The organism is Micromonospora sp. AKA38, assembly GCF_027925725.1.
Lineage (GTDB): Bacteria > Actinomycetota > Actinomycetes > Mycobacteriales > Micromonosporaceae > Micromonospora.
The window spans coordinates 246239-262742 of the sequence record NZ_BNEI01000003.1; the positions used below are offsets into that span (position 1 = coordinate 246239).

General features: G+C 71.9%; 17 protein-coding genes. 7 read left to right on the forward strand and 10 right to left on the reverse strand.

The window, feature by feature from the left end; all coding sequences use genetic code 11:
- Positions 1-110: 110 nt before the first annotated feature.
- Complete coding sequence (locus tag TPA0908_RS09510; RefSeq protein ID WP_281936653.1) at positions 111-491, reverse strand: Rv2175c family DNA-binding protein; 381 nt, start codon at positions 489-491, stop codon at positions 111-113.
- Between the two features lie 143 nt (positions 492-634).
- Between TPA0908_RS09510 and pknB the strand changes: the two genes are divergently transcribed.
- Positions 635-2620: a Stk1 family PASTA domain-containing Ser/Thr kinase gene (gene pknB, locus TPA0908_RS09515; RefSeq protein WP_281936654.1), complete on the forward strand. Its 1986-nt coding sequence runs from the start codon at positions 635-637 to the stop codon at positions 2618-2620.
- Positions 2617-3495 (forward strand): deoxyribonuclease IV, encoded by an 879-nt coding sequence (locus tag TPA0908_RS09520; protein ID WP_281936655.1) that lies wholly within the window; start codon positions 2617-2619, stop codon positions 3493-3495. Before pknB ends, TPA0908_RS09520 begins: the two co-directional genes overlap by 4 nt.
- A gap of 152 nt (positions 3496-3647) precedes the next feature.
- Here the strand turns inward: TPA0908_RS09520 and TPA0908_RS09525 are convergent, their stop codons facing one another.
- From TPA0908_RS09525 to TPA0908_RS09535, 3 genes are all read right to left on the reverse strand, one after another.
- Positions 3648-4667 (reverse strand): threonine aldolase family protein, encoded by a 1020-nt coding sequence (locus TPA0908_RS09525; RefSeq protein WP_281936656.1) that lies wholly within the window; start codon positions 4665-4667, stop codon positions 3648-3650.
- Between the two features lie 117 nt (positions 4668-4784).
- Positions 4785-6191 carry a class II 3-deoxy-7-phosphoheptulonate synthase gene (locus TPA0908_RS09530; protein ID WP_281936657.1) on the reverse strand — a complete coding sequence of 469 codons (1407 nt, stop codon included), beginning with the start codon at positions 6189-6191 and terminating at the stop codon, positions 4785-4787.
- A gap of 91 nt (positions 6192-6282) precedes the next feature.
- The gene (locus TPA0908_RS09535) at positions 6283-6777 is read right to left on the reverse strand and encodes a hypothetical protein (RefSeq protein WP_281936659.1); all 495 of its coding nucleotides are present in this window, start codon (positions 6775-6777) and stop codon (positions 6283-6285) included.
- Positions 6778-6996: 219 nt separating this feature from the next.
- On the opposite strand from TPA0908_RS09535, the gene TPA0908_RS09540 reads away from it, so the two are divergent.
- Positions 6997-7974, forward strand: a complete 978-nt coding sequence (locus TPA0908_RS09540) for an AraC-like ligand-binding domain-containing protein (protein ID WP_281936660.1) — start codon at positions 6997-6999, stop codon at positions 7972-7974.
- A gap of 66 nt (positions 7975-8040) precedes the next feature.
- Here TPA0908_RS09540 and TPA0908_RS09545 read toward each other — a convergent pair whose 3' ends face one another.
- Entirely contained in the window at positions 8041-9681 is a 1641-nt protein-coding gene (locus tag TPA0908_RS09545; protein ID WP_107159878.1) for a glycosyl hydrolase family 18 protein, read from the reverse strand.
- Positions 9682-9825: 144 nt separating this feature from the next.
- Between TPA0908_RS09545 and TPA0908_RS09550 the strand changes: the two genes are divergently transcribed.
- On the forward strand, positions 9826-10314 hold the full coding sequence (locus TPA0908_RS09550; RefSeq protein ID WP_281936663.1) for a glutathione peroxidase: 489 nt from the start codon (positions 9826-9828) through the stop codon (positions 10312-10314).
- Between the two features lie 56 nt (positions 10315-10370).
- Here the strand turns inward: TPA0908_RS09550 and TPA0908_RS09555 are convergent, their stop codons facing one another.
- On the reverse strand, positions 10371-11177 hold the full coding sequence (locus tag TPA0908_RS09555) for an SGNH/GDSL hydrolase family protein (protein WP_281936664.1): 807 nt from the start codon (positions 11175-11177) through the stop codon (positions 10371-10373).
- A 214-nt stretch (positions 11178-11391) separates the two neighbouring features.
- Here TPA0908_RS09555 and TPA0908_RS09560 point away from each other — a divergent pair, with 214 nt between their 5' ends.
- On the forward strand, positions 11392-12075 hold the full coding sequence (locus tag TPA0908_RS09560; RefSeq protein WP_281936666.1) for an NADPH-dependent F420 reductase: 684 nt from the start codon (positions 11392-11394) through the stop codon (positions 12073-12075).
- 87 nt (positions 12076-12162) lie between these two features.
- Here TPA0908_RS09560 and TPA0908_RS09565 read toward each other — a convergent pair whose 3' ends face one another.
- Both TPA0908_RS09565 and TPA0908_RS09570 read right to left on the reverse strand, forming a co-directional pair.
- The gene (locus TPA0908_RS09565) at positions 12163-12513 is read right to left on the reverse strand and encodes a DUF2203 domain-containing protein (protein ID WP_281936668.1); all 351 of its coding nucleotides are present in this window, start codon (positions 12511-12513) and stop codon (positions 12163-12165) included.
- Between the two features lie 308 nt (positions 12514-12821).
- Positions 12822-13295: a helix-turn-helix domain-containing protein gene (locus TPA0908_RS09570; protein ID WP_281936669.1), complete on the reverse strand. Its 474-nt coding sequence runs from the start codon at positions 13293-13295 to the stop codon at positions 12822-12824.
- 175 nt (positions 13296-13470) lie between these two features.
- Between TPA0908_RS09570 and TPA0908_RS09575 the strand changes: the two genes are divergently transcribed.
- Together TPA0908_RS09575 and TPA0908_RS09580 are read left to right on the forward strand one after the other, a co-directional pair.
- The gene (locus tag TPA0908_RS09575; RefSeq protein ID WP_281936671.1) at positions 13471-13665 is read left to right on the forward strand and encodes a hypothetical protein; all 195 of its coding nucleotides are present in this window, start codon (positions 13471-13473) and stop codon (positions 13663-13665) included.
- A gap of 9 nt (positions 13666-13674) precedes the next feature.
- The gene (locus TPA0908_RS09580; RefSeq protein ID WP_281936673.1) at positions 13675-14394 is read left to right on the forward strand and encodes a 5-formyltetrahydrofolate cyclo-ligase; all 720 of its coding nucleotides are present in this window, start codon (positions 13675-13677) and stop codon (positions 14392-14394) included.
- A 39-nt stretch (positions 14395-14433) separates the two neighbouring features.
- On the opposite strand, the gene proC is transcribed toward TPA0908_RS09580, so the two are convergent.
- Together proC and TPA0908_RS09590 are read right to left on the reverse strand one after the other, a co-directional pair.
- Entirely contained in the window at positions 14434-15246 is an 813-nt protein-coding gene (proC, locus tag TPA0908_RS09585; protein WP_281936675.1) for a pyrroline-5-carboxylate reductase, read from the reverse strand.
- A 78-nt stretch (positions 15247-15324) separates the two neighbouring features.
- Positions 15325-16353 (reverse strand): 6-phosphofructokinase, encoded by a 1029-nt coding sequence (locus TPA0908_RS09590; protein WP_281938502.1) that lies wholly within the window; start codon positions 16351-16353, stop codon positions 15325-15327.
- Positions 16354-16504: the final 151 nt, after the last annotated feature.

The following is a 16504-nucleotide window of genomic DNA, read 5'->3' on the forward strand; positions in this document are numbered from 1 at the left end:
GATCCGCACAGATTCACGGAAAGCGTGGCTGTCGAGCGCGAAACGGGCACGCTTTCCGTGAATCTGCGGGGCCGGTGGGTGGGGTGGGTGGACGAGGGCGTGGGGTGGGGTTAGAAGGCGACGGCCTGGGCTCGGCGCTTGACCTCGCGGGCCAGGTCGCCGGAGAGGGCGGCGGCGGGCGTGCCGGGGAGGGACGGGTCCTCCCGGTAGAGCCAGCGCAGCGCCTCCTCGTCGTCGTACCCGGCGTCGGCGAGCAGGTTGAGCACGCCGGGCAGGTGCTTGAGCACGATGTGGTTGGCCACCAGGTCGGCCGGGATCCGGCGGACGCCGTCGCGGCGTACCGCGAGCAGTTCCCGGTCCCGGATCATCTGGTGCACCTTGCTGATCGACAGGTCGAGGCGCTCGGCCACGTCCGGCAGCGCCAGCCAGCCGGCCGGGTCGGTCGGTCCGGGCAGGTCGGCACCGGTCTCGGCGGGTACGGAATCGGTCACCAGAACACCCTGCCACGTGCCCGTCGCACCCGACGCACGGCACCCCCGGACCGGCCCGTGGCGTGTGGCGGTCCACCCGCGTCGTACCCCGGCGGTAGCATCCTGTTCAACCTTCACCCTCCCGACACATAGACTGCCTGCCGATGGACACACAGGTCGCCGACACGTTGCTGGGCTCGCTGATCGACGGGCGCTACCGCATTCGCGGTCGCGTGGCTCGTGGCGGCATGGCGACCGTGTACACCGCCACCGACGAGCGCCTGGAGCGCACCGTGGCGGTCAAGATCATTCATCCCACCCAGGCGCCGCAGGCGCGGGCCCGGATGGCCGGCTTCGTCGAGCGTTTCACCGACGAGGCGAAGACCATCGCCCGGCTCACCCACCCGAACGTGGTCGCGGTCTACGACCAGGGCATCCACGCCGGCCTGCCGTACCTGGTCATGGAGTACGTCCGTGGCCGCACGCTGCGCGACGTGCTCGCCGAGCGGCGGCGGCTCCGCCCGGACGAGGCGCTCGCCATCGCCGAGCAGATGCTCGCCGCGATCGCCGCCGCGCACCGGGCCGGTCTCGTGCACCGCGACGTCAAGCCGGAGAACGTCCTGGTCGCCGAGGCGCCCACCGGCGCCGGCGGCAACCTCGTCGACAGCGTGGTCAAGGTGGCGGACTTCGGGCTGGCGCGGGCCGTCGAGGCCAGCGCCGAGGAGGACAACGGCAACCAGCTCATGGCGACCGTGGCCTACGTGGCACCGGAGCTGGTCACCCAGGGGCACGCCGATCCGCGCACCGACGTCTACTCGGCCGGCATCGTGCTGTTCGAGATGCTCACCGGCCGGGTGCCCTACGACGGCGACCGTCCGGTGGAGGTCGCCTGGCAGCACGTCGACCGAGACGTGCCGGCGCCGTCGACCCTGGTCCCGGCGCTGCCGCCGGTCCTCGACGTGCTCGTCGCCCGGGCCACCCGACGGGACCCGGCGGCCCGCCCGGCCGACGCCGGCGCGCTGCTGACCGAGGTGCGGTCCGCCCGCGATGAGCTGGGCGACCCGCACGCGCACACCGCGGTGCTGCGCCAGCTCAGCGACGACACGGCCGTGTTGAGCCAGCCGACCCAGGTGGTGGCCGCCGTCCGCCCGGCCGAGCGGCCGGCCTGGGCGCGGCTGCCGGAGGGGGGCGGCGCACAGCAGCCGCACCGGCGGCGCGCCGACGAGCCGGCGGGGCCGGGCGACCGGCTGGCCGCCCTGCGTACCCGGATCATGGGCTCGCCGCGCGGTCGGCTGGCGGTCGCCGCGGTGGTCGTGGTGCTCGGCCTGGTGGCCGCGGTCGGCGGCTGGTGGTTCGGGGTGGGCCGGTACACGGTCGCGCCGCAACTGGTGAGCCTGACGAAGGCCCAGGCGGAGGCGCAGGCCCAGCGCGGCGGCTTCACGCTGCGCTACGCCGACGCCCGCTACGACGAGAAGGTGCCCAAGGACACCGTGCTCGGGCAGGCGCCGGGCTCGGCCGCCCGGATCGTCAAGGGCGGCACCATCACGCTGACGCTGTCCCTGGGCCCGGAGCGACTGCCGGTGCCGGACGTGGTGGGCAAGGACTTCGAACTCGCCCAGACCGAGCTGACCGACGCGAAGCTGGCACCGGCCAAGGGAGCCTCCCGCTACGACGACGCGTTGCCGGCCGGGGTGGTGCTGGCCACCGACCCCAAGGTGGGCACCGTGGTCAAGCCCGGGTCGAAGGTGACGCTGATCCTCAGCAAGGGCCGCGCCCCGGTGACCGTGCCCAACCTGGTCGGCAAGAACATCAACGAGGCCCGGGGCATCCTCGGGAAGCTCGGGCTGACGGCGGAGGAGAACTACAAGGACTCCGACAAGCCGAAGGACGAGATCCTCGGCCAGAGTCCGGCCGACGGCACCGGCGTGGAGAAGGGCACGAAGGTCAAGCTGGAGATCAGCAAGGGCCCGCCCCAGGTGGCCGTCCCCCGCGTCATCGACATGCCCTGCCAGCAGGCCAAGCAGACGCTGGAGAGCCAGGGCTTCCCGGTCAACATCCAGCTCAACCCGAACGGCGTGGCCCGGCTGCAGAACCCGGCCGAGAACACGCCGGTGCCACCGGGCACCACGGTCACGGTGACCTGCCTGTGAGCCCGGCGGAGGCGACCGGCGGGCGTCGGCGGGTGGGCTCGCACACGCCCACCTCGGGTGGGCTGGCGCGGGCGGCGCTGCCGTACGCCGAGGCCACCGCGTCCGAGGTGGTGCAGGTCTACGTCTCCAACTCGCGGGGCTGGGCGCTGCCGGCGGGCGACCCGGCGCAGGACGCGTTGTTCCGCGACGGCTGCGGCGAGCGTGGCCTGCCGGTGTTCATCCACGCCTCGCTGCTGGTCAACCTCGGCTCCCCCACCCCGGCGACGGTCAACCGGTCGGCCGAGACGCTGGCCCACGCGCTGCGCCGGGGGCGGGCCATCGGCGCCGAGGGCGTGGTGTTCCACGCCGGCAGCTCGGTCGACACCGGGCACGCGGAGGCGGCGCTGCGGCAGGTCCGGGAGTCGCTGCTCCCGCTGCTGGACGAGACCGCGGCCGTCGGCGGGCCGATGCTGCTGGTCGAGCCGAGCGCCGGGGGCGGCCGGTCGCTGGCCTCCCGGGTCGAGCACCTCGGCCCCTACCTGGACGCGGTGGACCGGCATCCGATGCTCGGGGTCTGCTTCGACACCTGTCACGCCTGGGCCGCCGGGCACGACCTGGCCGCCGAGGGCGGCATGACCGCCACGCTGGACACGCTGGTCGCCACCGTGGGCGCCGACCGGCTGCGGCTGGTGCACGCCAACGACTCGAAGGACCTGTGCGGCTCCACCCGGGACCGGCACGAGAACATCGGCAAGGGCAGCATCGGCGAGCCGGCGTTCGCCGAACTGATGCGCCATCCGGCGACCGCCGGCGTGCCGGTGCTGGTGGAGACGCCCACGGAGAAACACGTCGGCCACGCCGCCGACATCGCCACCCTCAGGCGCCTGAACCCCTGACCGTTGGTGGCGGACACCCACCGCTTGCTCGGCCGGGTCGGCCGCCCGCCCGGTTGATCAAGGAGTTCGCGTCCCGATCAGCGCCGGAACCGACCCGAACTCCTTGATCACCGAGGCGGCGCGGAGTGCCGGCCAGGCGCGCCTGACGGCGGTCAGGCGCGCAGGACGGCGGTCAGGATCTCGGCGGCGCGGTCGACCTGGGCGTCGGTGACGTCCAGGTGGGTGACCAGCCGGGCGGTCCGCGGGCCGAGCATCGAGATCAACAGACCCTCCGCCCGGGCGGCGGCCGCGAGGGCGTGCGCGTCGAGCGGATGCTTGGTGAGGTCCAGCGGCACGATGTTGGTCCGCACCCCGGCCGCGAGCACGCCGTGCGGGGCGACCGCCTCGGCCAGCCGGGCGGCCTTGGCGTGATCGTCGGCGAGCCGCTCGACGTGGTGCGCCAGCGCGTACCGGCCGGCGGCGGCGAGGACGCCGACCTGCCGCATGCCGCCGCCCATCCGCTTGCGCAGGAACCGGGCCCGGGCGATCTTCTCGGCGCTGCCCACCACCAGCGAGCCGACCGGCGCGCCCAGCCCCTTGGAGAGACATACCGACAGCGTGTCGAACAGCACGCCGTACTCGGCCAGCGGCACCCCGTCGGCCACGTGCGCGTGCCAGATCCGGGCGCCGTCGCAGTGCAGTGCCACCTCGTGCTCGTCGGCGACCTCGCGCATCCGCCGCAGCGTCGACAGCGGGATCACCCCGCCGCCGCCCCGGTTGTGGGTCTGCTCGACCGCGATCGCCCGGGTCGGCACCGCGAAGTAGCCGTCCGGCCGGATCATCCCTTCGACCACGTCGGGGTCCAGCTCCGCGCCGACCGCCGGCCAGGTCCGGGTGGAGATTCCGGCGTACGCGGCGGCGGCGCCGACCTCGTACGTGACCACGTGCGCGTCGGCGTCGCAGAGCAGCTCGTCACCGGGTGGGACGAGCAACTGGAGCGCGAGCTGGTTGGCCATCGAGCCGCTCGGGGCGAACAGCGCCGCCTCGTGCCCGAACCGGGCGGCCACCTCGGCCTCGAGCGCGGTGACGGTCGGGTCCTCGCCGTAGACGTCGTCGCCCACCTCGGCGCTGGCCATCGCCTCCCGCATCGCCGGCGTCGGCCGGGTCACGGTGTCCGTCCGAAGATCGATCACACTATCCACGGTATTCCCTTCGGCTGCCGACTGCGGGGCTCGCAAGCTCACTCCTCGCGTCAGCCACTGTCATTCCTTCGGCTGCCGACTGCGGGGCTCGCAAGCTCACTCCTCGCGTCAGCCACGGAGCATCTCCGCCACCAGGAACGCCAGCTCCAGCGACTGCTGGGTGTTCAGGCGCGGGTCGCAGGCGGTCTCGTACCGGTCGGGCAGGTCGAGGTCCTCGATGCCCTGGGCGCCGCCCAGGCACTCGGTGACGTCCTCACCGGTCAGCTCGACGTGCAGGCCGCCCGGGTGGGTCTCCAGACCGCGGTGCACCTCGAAGTAGCCGAGCACCTCGTCGACGATCCGGTCGAAGTGCCGGGTCTTGTAGCCGTTGGAGGACTCGTGCGTGTTGCCGTGCATCGGGTCGCACTGCCAGACCACCTTGGCGCCGGTCGCGGTGACCTTGGCGACGATCGGCGGCAGGGCGTCCCGGACCCGGTGGTTGCCCATCCGGCTGATCAGCGTGAGCCGGCCGGGGACATTGTCCGGGTTGAGCTTCTCGCACAGCTCGATCGCCTCGTCCGGCGTGGTGGTGGGGCCGAGCTTGACGCCGATCGGGTTGGCGATCCGGGAGATGAAGTCGATGTGCGCCCCGTCGATCTGCCGGGTCCGCTCGCCGATCCAGAGGAAGTGCCCGGACAGGCCGTACGCCCGGCGGTCGGAGATCCGGGTGAGGGCCCGGTCGTACTCCAGCGCGAGCGCCTCGTGGGAGCAGTAGAGCGTGACCGTGCGCAGGGCCTCCTCGTCGGTCATCCCGCAGGCCCGGATGAAGGCGATGGCGCGGTCGATCTCCCGGGCGATCGCCTCGTAGCGCTCACCGGCCGGGGACTGCCGGACGAAGTCCTTGTTCCAGTCGTGCACCGCGTGCAGGTCGGCCAGCCCTCCGGCCAGGTAGGCCCGCATCATGTTCATCGCGGCGGCCGAGTTCGCGTACGCCCGGATCATGCGCTGCGGGTCGGCGACCCGCGCCTCCGGCGTGGCCTCCAGCGAGTTGATCATGTCGCCGCGGTAGGCGGGCAGGCCGCGCGCGTCGGTGGGCAGCGACCGGGGCTTGGTGTACTGCCCGGCGACCCGGGCCACCTTGATCACCGGCAACGACGCGCCGTAGGTGAGCACGATCGCCATCTGGAGCAGGGTGCGGGCGTTGGCCAGCAGGTGGCTCTCGGTGTTGTCGGCGAACGTCTCCGCGCAGTCGCCGCCCTGGAGCAGGAACGCCTTGCCCTCGCAGACCAGGGCCAGTCGCCGCCGCAGCTGGTCGACCTCGTAGGGCGCGACCACGGACGGCACCGTGTCGAGCACGGTGCAGACCTCGGCGACCTGCGCGGGATCGTTCCACGGCGGGGTCTGCGCGCGCGGCAACTCCCGCCAGCGGTCGAGGCCGAGGGCCACGTCCTCGGCGGAGTCGGCGGTCGGGCGGCTGGTCTGCAGACCGGTGCTGCCCACGGCGGGGTGACTCAGCTGATGCCACTCATGGCGCATGAAGGGAAGCGTACGGCGACCGCCCGGGACGCTCCACCCCGAGGGGGACGGTTCCGGTGCGTGGGAGATCCACGCCAGCCGGCGCCTCGGGTCAGGGCGTGCCGGCCGGCTGGGCGGATTCGCCGCCCTGGGCCTCGCCGGCGATGCACCAGTCCGCGCCGGTGCGGGTGACCGTGAACAGCAGCGCGCGGGTGGCCGTCTCGGATCCCGCGGCGACCGTGATCGAGGCGCTCACCTCCTGGCCACGCGGCCCGGTCCGGACGTCGGTGATGGTGGCCTGCGGGACCGTGAAATGGTCGGCGAAGTCGCCGTTGGGGCCGGTGGCGGCCGTGTCGAAGGCGGCCTGAAGCGGGGCGCAGAGCTGGCTGCGGCCGGCGGCGACGTCGCGGGCGGCCAGCGCGTCGAGGTACGCCTGCACCCGCTCCCGACTCTTGGTGGCCGCCTCCTGCGCCGGCGCCTGCTGGGTCGCGGACGCGGAGCCCTCGGCGCTCCCGGCGCTCTTGTCGCCGCCGCAGGCGGTCAGCGCGACCGGCAGGAGCGCGAGCACGACGGCGACGGTCACCACCCTCCGGTGCTGCTGACCCATCGATCCTCCCATCGGCGCCGGGGGCACCGTGAGGTGCCCGGCCGGCGAGTGTGTCACACCGACCCGCGCCGGTCGTCGGCCTCCCCCATCCTCGCCTCGATCGCCCCGTTCGGCCAGGCGGCGCGCCTGCCGGCGGCGGCCCGGCCGGACGGTCACTAGTCTCGGGTGGCGCGGCGGCCCCCGGACCGCGCTTCCCGGAGGTGACGAACCATCCTCACCGTGACATCCGTCGACACCGCGTGGCTGCCCCCGGCCGAACGGTTCGACTTCTGGCAGGACCTCGTCGCGCGGCAGTCGACGACGGCCACGATCCGGAGCGCGTACACGGACGACTTCACCGCCTCGGCCCGCGTGCTCGATCTCGGCACGCTCCGCCTCGGCGTGTGGCGTTACCCGCCCCTGGAACTCATCCGCTCCGCGCGCATGATCGACAGCGGCGATCCGGAGTTGTACCACCTCGCCCTGCCGTTGTCCGGACGCGGGGTGGTGACCCAGCAGCGCCGCGAGGCGCCGCTCTCCCCGTCGGCGTTCACCCTCGTCGACACCGTCCGACCACACGGCTCCCGGTTGCGGGCGGACGGCGCGACGCCGTCGGCGGCGGTGGAGACGTTGACCGTCCTGGTGCCGCACCGGGCGTTGCCGGTGGCCCCGCACCGGCTGGCGGAGCTGTTCGCCGCCGGGATCCCGGCGCGCACCGGGATGGGCGCGCTGCTCGCCGCGTTCCTGCGGCGGATCGTCGCGCACCCGGAGCAGTACGCGACGGCCGACGTCCCGCACCTCGACCGGATCGCGCTGGACCTGATCGCCGGCGCCCTGGCCGGGCGGCTGGAGGTCACGCGGGAGCTGCCGGTCGACACCCGGGTCACCGGGCTCCGGGTACGGGTGGCGGCGTTCGTCCGGCGGCACCTGACCGATCCGGGGCTCTCCCCGGCCGCCGTCGCGGCGGCGCACCACCTGTCGTTGCGGTCGCTGCACCGGCTCTTCGAGGGCACCGGTACGACGGTCGGTGGCCTGATCCGCGCCGGCCGGCTGGAGCGGGCGGCCCGGGACCTGGCCGACCCGGCGCTGCGGCGGTTGACCGTCGCGCAGATCGGCGCCCGGTGCGGGTTCACGCACCCGGCGCACTTCAGCCGCGCGTTCCGGAGCGCCTACGGGTGGTCCCCGGGCGAGCACCGGCAACGGGCCGCCCGGGGTTGACCACGCGGGCGGGGAGGGGCTGGTGCGGCCCCTCCCCGCCGGGTGGGTGGTGCGTCGGCCCTCGGCTCAGCCGAGACCGCCCTTGATGGCGCCGATCAGCTCACCGTTGCTGGTGTCTCCGGAGAGCTCCCAGAAGAAGGCGCCACCGAGGCCCTGGGTGTTGGCGTAGCTCATCTTCCCGCCGATGGTGGCCGGGGTGTCGTAGCTCCACCAGTTGCTGCCGCACTTGGCGTACGCCGTGCCGCCGACCGTGGCCGTGGCCGGGCAGGTGTTCTTGAGGACCTTGTAGTCCTCGATGCCGGCCTCGTAGGTGCCCGGGGCCGCGCCGGTGGCGGTGCCGCCGGGTGCGGTCTGGGTCACGCCGGTCCAGCCGCGTCCGTAGAAGCCGATGCCGAGCAGCAGCTTGTTGGCCGGCACGCCCTTGGACTTGAGCTTCTGGATCGCCGCGTCGGACCAGAAGCCCTGCTGCGGGATGCCGCTGTAGGAGTAGAGCGGGGAGTGCGGGGCGGTCGGCCCCTGCGCGTTGAACGCGCCGAAGTAGTCGTACGTCATCGGCATCAGCCAGTTGAGGTTGGTCGCCGCGCCGGCGTAGTCGGTCGCGTCGATCTTGCCGCCGTTGCTGCCGTCGGCGGTGATCGCCGCGGTGACCAGGAAGCTGGAGCCGAACTTGCTCCGCAGCGCCGAGACCACGTTCTTGAACGCGTTCGGGCCGCTGGCGTCGCACTGGAGGCCGCAGGCGTTCGGGTACTCCCAGTCGACGTCGATGCCGTCGAAGACGTCCGCCCAGCGCGGGTCCTTGACCAGCGAGTAGCAGGAGTCGGCGAACGCGGCCGGGTTCTGCGCGGCCTGGGTGAAGCCGGCCGACCAGGTCCAGCCGCCGAAGGACCAGAGCACCTTCAGGTTCGGGTACATCTTCTTCAGCTTGCGGAGCTGGTTGAAGCTGCCGCGCAGCGGCTGGTCCCAGGTGTCGGCCACGCCGTCGACGCTGTCCGCCGCGGTGTACGCCTTGTCGTAGTCGGCGTAGCTGTCCCCGATGCTGCACCGTCCGCCGGTGGTGTTGCCGAAGGCGTACAGGATGTGGGTCAGCTTGGCGGCGGAGCCGCTGGTGTGGATGTTCTTGACGTGGTAGTTGCGGCCGTAGACGCCCCACTCGGCGAAGTAGCCGACCACCTTCTTGCCACCGGTCGGCGGCGTGGTGGTGGGGGGCGGCGTGGTCGGCGGCGCCGTGGTGGGCGGCGCCGTCGTCGTCGGCGGCTTGGTGGTCGGTGCGGTGGTGGTCGGCGGGGCGGTCGTCGGGGTGCCGCCACCGGCGCAGGAGCCGCCGTTGACGGTGCAGTTCAGCGGCCCCTTGTACGCCCCGGTGCCGTTGTAGCCCCAGTTGAAGCTGGCTCCGGGCGCGAGCGACCCGGCCCAGCTCTTGTTGACCGCGACGTAGTGGTCGCCGGTGCGGGTCACGTCGGCGTCCCAGGAGCTGCTGATCGAGGTGCCGGAGGGCAGGTCGAACTCGATGCGCCAGCCGTTCACGCTGGCGCCGGTGCCGTTGGTGACGGTCACCCGCCCCTCGTGACCGGTCCCCCAGTCCTGCACCTTGGTGAACGTGGCGGTGACGCTGCCGGCAGCCGACGCGGTGGTCATGGGCACCGCGGCGACCGCGAGCGCGACCACGGCGCCGGTGGCCCAGAGGGCCCGGCGGAGCGATCTCTTCATACGGCGTCTCCCCAAACAGTTAGGAAACTTTCCAAATTGATTGCTGAGACGCTACTCACGCCGTCATCAGTTCGTCAAGATGCAGATGCGTCGATTTCACGGGTGGCGCGGGGCGAGGCCGACAGCGGCCCGTAGCCTCGTCGCATGACCGTTTTCGACGTGCAGATCGACGCCCTCACCGGCGGCCCGGCCGACCTCGACCGCTACCGCGGCCGCGCCCTGCTGGTGGTCAACGTGGCCTCCCGCTGCGGCCTCACCCCGCAGTACGCGGGCCTCCAGGCGCTCGCCGACGCGTACGCGCAGCGCGGGCTCACCGTGCTCGGGGTGCCGTGCAACCAGTTCGCCGGCCAGGAGCCGGGCGGCGCGGCCGAGATCGAGGAGTTCTGCCAGGTGAACTACGGCGTGACCTTCCCGCTCACGGAGAAGGTCGACGTCAACGGGCCGGACCGGCACCCGCTCTACGCCGAGCTGGTGGGCACGCCGGACGCCGAGGGGCACACCGGCGACGTGCGCTGGAACTTCGAGAAGTTCCTGGTCGCGCCGGACGGCACGGTGGCCGCCCGGTTCGCCCCCCAGGTCACGCCCGACGATCCCGAGCTGCGGGCGGCGATCGAGAAGGTGCTGCCGGCCTGAGCGCACGCCGCAGCGGCGTACCTCCCGCCGGAGGCACGCCGCTCGCGGTGCGCGGGTCAGCCGGCCGCGGACCGGAAGACCGGGTAGTAGCCGCCGGACTGCCCGGCGACCGTCGGGTGGTACGAGATGGTCAGGTTCAGCACGTTCAACGCGTGCAGCCACTTGGTGCCGTAGCTGCACAGCTGGTGACCGACGAAGATGGACCGGACGTCGGCGAACGTGAAGCCGGCGGAGGTGGCGGCCGTGCGGGTGATGTCGTCGAGCAGGTTGATGCCCTCGTTGATCTTCGCCCGGGAGGTGGCGGTGAGCCCGACGCAGACGGTGCCGAGCTGGTAGAAGACCGGGTAGCCGACCACCACGACACGCGCCGAGGGGGCCCGGCTCTTGATGCCGTTGTAGACGTTGGCGAGCCGGCCGGGCATCTGGGTGCGGGCCACGTTCATGGCCGCGTTCACGGCCGACACGCACTGCGTCTCACCCTGGAGCACGCAGGTGCTCATGATGTTGGCGAAGCCGACGTCGTTGCCGCCGATCGTGACGCTGACCAGTGTGGTGGTCGAGGAGAGCGCGGAGAGCTGGCCGTTGATCACGTCCGCCGTGGTGGCGCCGGAGCAGGCGACCGAGCGGTACGAGGCCGGCCGGATGTTGGCGTTGTAGAGCGCCGGGTAGGCGTTGGTGCTGCGTAGGCAGTTGCCGCTCTCCGAGGTGTAGCTGTCGGCGCCGACGCCGGAGGCGTACGAGTCGCCGAGCGCGACGTACCGGTCGGACGGGGACGCCTGGGCGGGCGCGGCGGCCAGGGACAGCGAGACCCCGATCGAGGCGGCCAGGGACAGGGCGAGGGTGGCAAGACGGGATCTCCGCACGTCGCACTCCTGGGGGTGGGAAGTGGTGGTGAGAGATTGATATCAATGAGATCACTAAACAGGGAAGATCATCGATTCGCTGTCCCTGCCCATAGAGACTTGTCGTTACAAATCGTTGCCGATCCGAGAAAGCAACCTGAAGGTTTCCGCCGGACGAACAACCTACCTTCGCGGTCGGGAATGTGGTGGGGCCTCGACCGGGTTGGCACCGGACATGACAACTGTGGGACTGATCGGCAGCGGTAACATCGGCGGCACCGTGGCCCGGCTCGCGGTGGACGCGGGCCACCAGGTGGTGCTCAGCAACTCGCGGGGCCCGGAGACGCTCCAGGACCTGGTGACCGAGCTGGGCCCCCGGGCCCGGGCGGCCACCCCCGAGGAGGCGGCGACCGCCGGCGACCTGGTGGTCGTCACGATCCCGCTGCGGGCCTACCGCCAGGTGCCGGCCGCACCGCTCGCCGGCAAGATCGTGATCGACACGAACAACTACTACCCGGAACGCGACGGCAGCGTCCCCGAGCTGGACGACGAGTCGACCACCACCAGCGAGCTGCTCCAGCGGCACCTGCCGGAGTCACGTGTGGTCAAAGGCTTCAACAACATCTACTTCGAGCACCTGCGGACGCTGGGCCGCCCGGCCGGCGCGGCCGACCGGACCGCCCTGCCGATCGCCGGCGACGACGAGGCCGCCAAGGCCACCGTCACCGCGTTTCTCGACTCGCTGGGCTACGACGCCGTCGACGTCGGGCCGCTCGCCGAGGGCTGGCGGTTCCAGCGGGACACCACCGCGTACGCCGGTCTCTACGCCACCGACGGCGACTGGGAGCGGCCGGCGCCGGCCGGCGCGCAGCGGTTGCGCGCCGCACTCGCCGCCGCCCGCCGCTACGCCGACGGCTGACGCACGTCCGTCCGGCGGCCGGTCACACCCGGCCGCCGGGCGGCGCCGGGCCCGCCGGTGACCGGTTCAGACCGGGCGGCGGCCGGTTCAGACCGGGCGGCGGCCGGCGAAGCCGCACTCCACCCGGTGGTACCAGCGGACGTCGGTGTCCCCCTCCAGCCAGCACCAGAGCACCGCGCGGCCGTCGCGCTCACCCGGGAAGTCGAGCAGCACCGGCGCGATGCCCTTGACCTCGATGTCGTGTTGGTGGAACTCGTCCACCACGGCGTGCAGCCGGGCCTCGATGGCCTTCACCTCGGCGAGCCCGCCGAGCGTGCTGGCGCCGTGGTCGGCCAGGTCGACCCGCAGCTCGGCGAGGTCGGCCCGCAACCTGATCAGCTCGTCGACGCGGGGACGCAGGGTGGCCACCAGGTGTCGCGCCTGGGCGAGAGTGAACACCGGGTCAGTATGCGGCACACATTCTGCCTCTCGTAGCCGTGTCGACGTGGCCGACGCCAGCAGGGCAGGATGCCTAACCCAATCATCAGAACCGTGCATGATAATCGGGCGGCGGCAAACCGCGGACGTTCCAACGACCGGAGGCTAGTCGGGGGGAGACCCGGTGCGCGAACCGGATTGCCCGACATCCGGCCAGGCCGCTCAGAACGTCGTCCACACTGAGCTTCGGCGCAGCGCAGCAGGGTGTCAGCGAGGACGCTGGGCACAAGGACGCAGGCGTCCAGCACGGCAACGATCATCAGTGATCGTCACTCGTCCGGCTGGTTGTCCGACGGCTGGCGGCCACGCCTGATCGCCTCGTCGTAGGCGCCCATGTCGATAGCGTCCGCCGTCAACTCGTCCAGAGCCTCGCGGCGCGCTCTCGACCGGCGCTCCTTGTAGGCCAGCACGTCGTGCAACGCGACCCGGCGGCTGGAGTTGGGACGGGTGTAGGGCAGAACGCCATCGTTCATCAGCTTGACCACCGTCGGGCGGGTCACGCCCAGAATCGCGGCGGCCTCTCCGGTCGACAGCTCGACGTCCTCCGCCATCACCCGCACCGGCCGCCCTCTACCGAGGATCGACACGACTTCGGCGAGGGCCTCGCCCACCACGGGTGGCACGTCGATCGGTTCTCCGCCGTCGACGATCAGTTGCAGCCGCCGCCCCCGGAGTGATCGCGAGGCAAAGCGCCCCAGTTCGTCACCGTCGGGCGCCGACCCGCCTGCCGGTACCACCGTCACAAGATCCTCCGTGGATCGATCTCGTCACCACGATAGCCGCCAAAACGAAAAAAACGATAGGCTCAGCCGACGGGCTCGGTCGGCAGGTGGATGCGCTCGGCCGGCACCCCGGCGGCGAGCAGCCGCAGCCGCGCCCCGGCCACCATCGCATGCCATTGTCCTCGGCAATCTCGCGTTGGCTCGCCTTAGGCAGCGCGACCTTGACGGCGCGACCGAGACGCTGCACCAGGCAATCGACGCCGTCGAGGAAAGTCGCGGAGGTGGCGCGGTCAACGTCCTGTTCGCCGCAGGCCGAGAGCTGCGACCATGGCGGGGCCGGCGGGACGTCGAAGAGATCATGGACCGGACGCTCGCCCTGATGGCGTCCTGAGGAGAGCGCATGAACATTGAGCAGGAGAAACGCGAGGTGCGCGAGGCCGTCTGGTCACGACTGGAACAGGCTGGTCAGGCACTTCCCCCCGGCGCTGAGGGACGCATCCCCAACTTCGTCGGAGCCCAACTGGCCGCCGAGCGGCTTGCGCAACATGAGGTGTGGCGTCGTGCCAACGTCATCAAGTCCAACCCGGACACGGCTCAACTGCCGGTGAGGCTACGAGCGCTTGCCGATGGCAAGCTCCTCTACATGGCGGTGCCGAAGATCGCCGACATCCGTCCCTTCTATCTGCTCGATCCCGCCAACCTGAACGCAGCTCCCGCCGACGTCACGACTGGCAGCGGCGCGGCGGACCACGCGCCGAAGGTCAGCATCAGCGAGATGCGGCCGGTGGACCTGGTGGTGTGTGGCAGCGTCGCGGTCAACCGTGACGGCGTGCGGATAGGGAAGGGCGCGGGCTATTCGGACATCGAGGTCGCCCTGCTCATCGAGGCTGGCTTGGTCGGTCCATCCACCATCGTCGCAACGACGGTCCACGCCTTGCAGATCGTCGACGGGCCGCTCCCCGAGTCGTCGCACGACGTCGGCCTCGACCTGATCATCACCCCGGATGAGGTGATCGAGTGCCGGCGACGGCCACGCCCGACCGGCATCTACTGGGATAACCTCAGCGCCCGGAAGATCGACGCCATCCCGATTCTCAAAGCATCATCGACGGGCGGCTGATCGACTGAATCACAGATCGGAGGCGGCTCTCACGCGGTCTCAGTCGACCTGGGCGGCGAGTTCGCGGGCGCGGTCGCGGGCCGCCTCCAGCGCCGCCAGCATGGCCGCGCGTACGCCGTGGTTCTCCAGCTCCCGGATCGCGGAGATGGTGGTGCCGGCCGGCGAGGTGACCGCCTCGCGCAGCTTCACCGGGTGTTCGCCGGAGTCGCGCAGCATCATCGCGGAGCCGATCGCGGTCTGCACGATCAGCTCGTGCGCCACCTGACGCGGCAACCCGAGCAGGATGCCGGCATCGATCATGGCCTCGACGAGCAGGTAGAAGTAGGCGGGGCCGGAGCCGGAGAGCGCGGTCACCGCGTCCTGCTGCGACTCGGGCACCCGGATGGTGGCGCCGAGCGGGGAGAACATCTCCTCGGCCAGCGCCAGGTGCGCCGCGGTGGCGTGCGCGCCGGGCGAGATCGCGCTCATCGCCTGGTCGACAAGCGCCGGGGTGTTGGTCATCACCCGGACCACCGGGGTGCCCTCGGGCAGCCGCCGGTTGAAGAAGCCGGTGGGCAGGCCGGCGCAGAGCGAGATGACCAGCTTGCCGGCGGGGACCTTCGGGCCGATCTCGTCGAGCAGGGCGGCGGCGTCCTGCGGCTTGACCGAGACGGCCAGCACATCGGCCTCGTCCACGGCGGTCGGGTTGTCCACCACCCGCACGCCGTAGCGCTCGGTCAGCTCCTGCGCGCGGGCCGGTCGGCGGGCGGTGGCGAGCAGCCGGTCCACCGGCCAGCCGGAGCGCAGCAGCCCGGAGAGCATCAACTCGCCGATCTTGCCCGCGCCGATCACCGCGACCGTGTTCCCGCCCACTGCGCCTCCTCGTCAGACGACTGTTAGAAGGGGCCCCTGCTATGCGGCAGGCGTTAACAAGGGGCCCCTCCTTGCACCTCAGCTGCCGAAGAAGACCTCGGCCTCTTCGTAGCGCTCCAGCGGGACGGTCTTCAGCTCGCGGGTGGCCTCGGCCAGCGGGACGCGGACGATGTCGGTGCTCTGCATCGCGACCATCTTGCCCCAGTCGCCCTCGTGCACCGCGTCGATGGCCTGGAGGCCGAGCCGGGTGGCGAGCACCCGGTCGAACGCGGTCGGGGTGCCGCCGCGCTGGATGTGGCCGAGCACCACGGTGCGGGCCTCCTTGCCGGTCTTCGCCTCCAACTGCTCGGCGAGCCACTGGCCGATGCCGCCGAGGCGGACGTGGCCGAAGGAGTCGAGCTCCTGGTTGTGCAGGACCATCTGGCCGTCCAGCGGCTGGGCGCCCTCGGCGACCACGACGATCGGGGCGTACTGGTGCTGGAAGCGCTTCTCGACGTAGCCGGCGACCTGCTCGACGTCGAACTGCCGCTCCGGCAGCAGGATCACGTTGGCGCCACCGGCGAGGCCGGCGTGCAGGGCGATCCAGCCGGCGTGCCGGCCCATCACCTCGACGACGAGCGTGCGGTGGTGGCTCTCCGCGGTGGTGTGCAGCCGGTCGATCGCCTCCATGGCGATGTTGACAGCGGTGTCGAAGCCGAACGTGTAGTCGGTGGCGCCCAGGTCGTTGTCGATCGTCTTCGGCACGCCGACCACGTTGACGCCCAGCTCGTGGAGCTTGGTGGCGACGCCGAGGGTGTCCTCGCCGCCGATCGCGACCAGCGCGTCCACGCCCTGCGCGGCCAGGTTCTCCTTGATCCGCTCCACGCCGTTCTCAATCTTGAACGGGTTGGTGCGGGACGAGCCGAGGATGGTGCCGCCGCGCGGCAGGATGCCGCGCACCTCCGCGATGCCCAGCGGCTTGGTCAGCCCCTCGAGCGGGCCCTTCCAGCCGTCCCGGAAGCCCACGAACTCGTGACCGTAGGTGGCGACGCCCTTGCGGACCACCGCCCGAATCACCGCGTTGAGACCAGGGCAGTCGCCGCCGCCGGTGAGCACGCCGATACGCATGATCTGCTCATCCTCCTGAAGCATCAGGTGAAGCCCGGATTAAGCCCCAGGATATGTGTCGGATCAGACCATCGGCGCCATTGCCGGCCCGGGGCGGGCCGTCACTGCGAACTGTAGTCGGCGCACGTGTACGCCGGCACCGCGCCCCGGC

Bases quoted from the DNA above. Each gene is read 5' to 3' on its own strand.
- pknB (WP_281936654.1), top strand. From the start codon at position 635: ATGGACACACAGGTCGCCGACACGTTGCTGGGCTCGCTGATCGACGGG.
- TPA0908_RS09530 (WP_281936657.1), bottom strand. From the start codon at position 6,191: ATGCGCCATGAGTGGCATCAGCTGAGTCACCCCGCCGTGGGCAGCACC.
- TPA0908_RS09535 (WP_281936659.1), bottom strand. From the start codon at position 6,777: ATGGGTCAGCAGCACCGGAGGGTGGTGACCGTCGCCGTCGTGCTCGCG.
- TPA0908_RS09545 (WP_107159878.1), bottom strand. From the start codon at position 9,681: ATGAAGAGATCGCTCCGCCGGGCCCTCTGGGCCACCGGCGCCGTGGTC.
- TPA0908_RS09550 (WP_281936663.1), top strand. From the start codon at position 9,826: ATGACCGTTTTCGACGTGCAGATCGACGCCCTCACCGGCGGCCCGGCC.
- TPA0908_RS09560 (WP_281936666.1), top strand. From the start codon at position 11,392: ATGACAACTGTGGGACTGATCGGCAGCGGTAACATCGGCGGCACCGTG.
- TPA0908_RS09580 (WP_281936673.1), top strand. From the start codon at position 13,675: ATGAACATTGAGCAGGAGAAACGCGAGGTGCGCGAGGCCGTCTGGTCA.
- TPA0908_RS09590 (WP_281938502.1), bottom strand. From the start codon at position 16,353: ATGCGTATCGGCGTGCTCACCGGCGGCGGCGACTGCCCTGGTCTCAAC.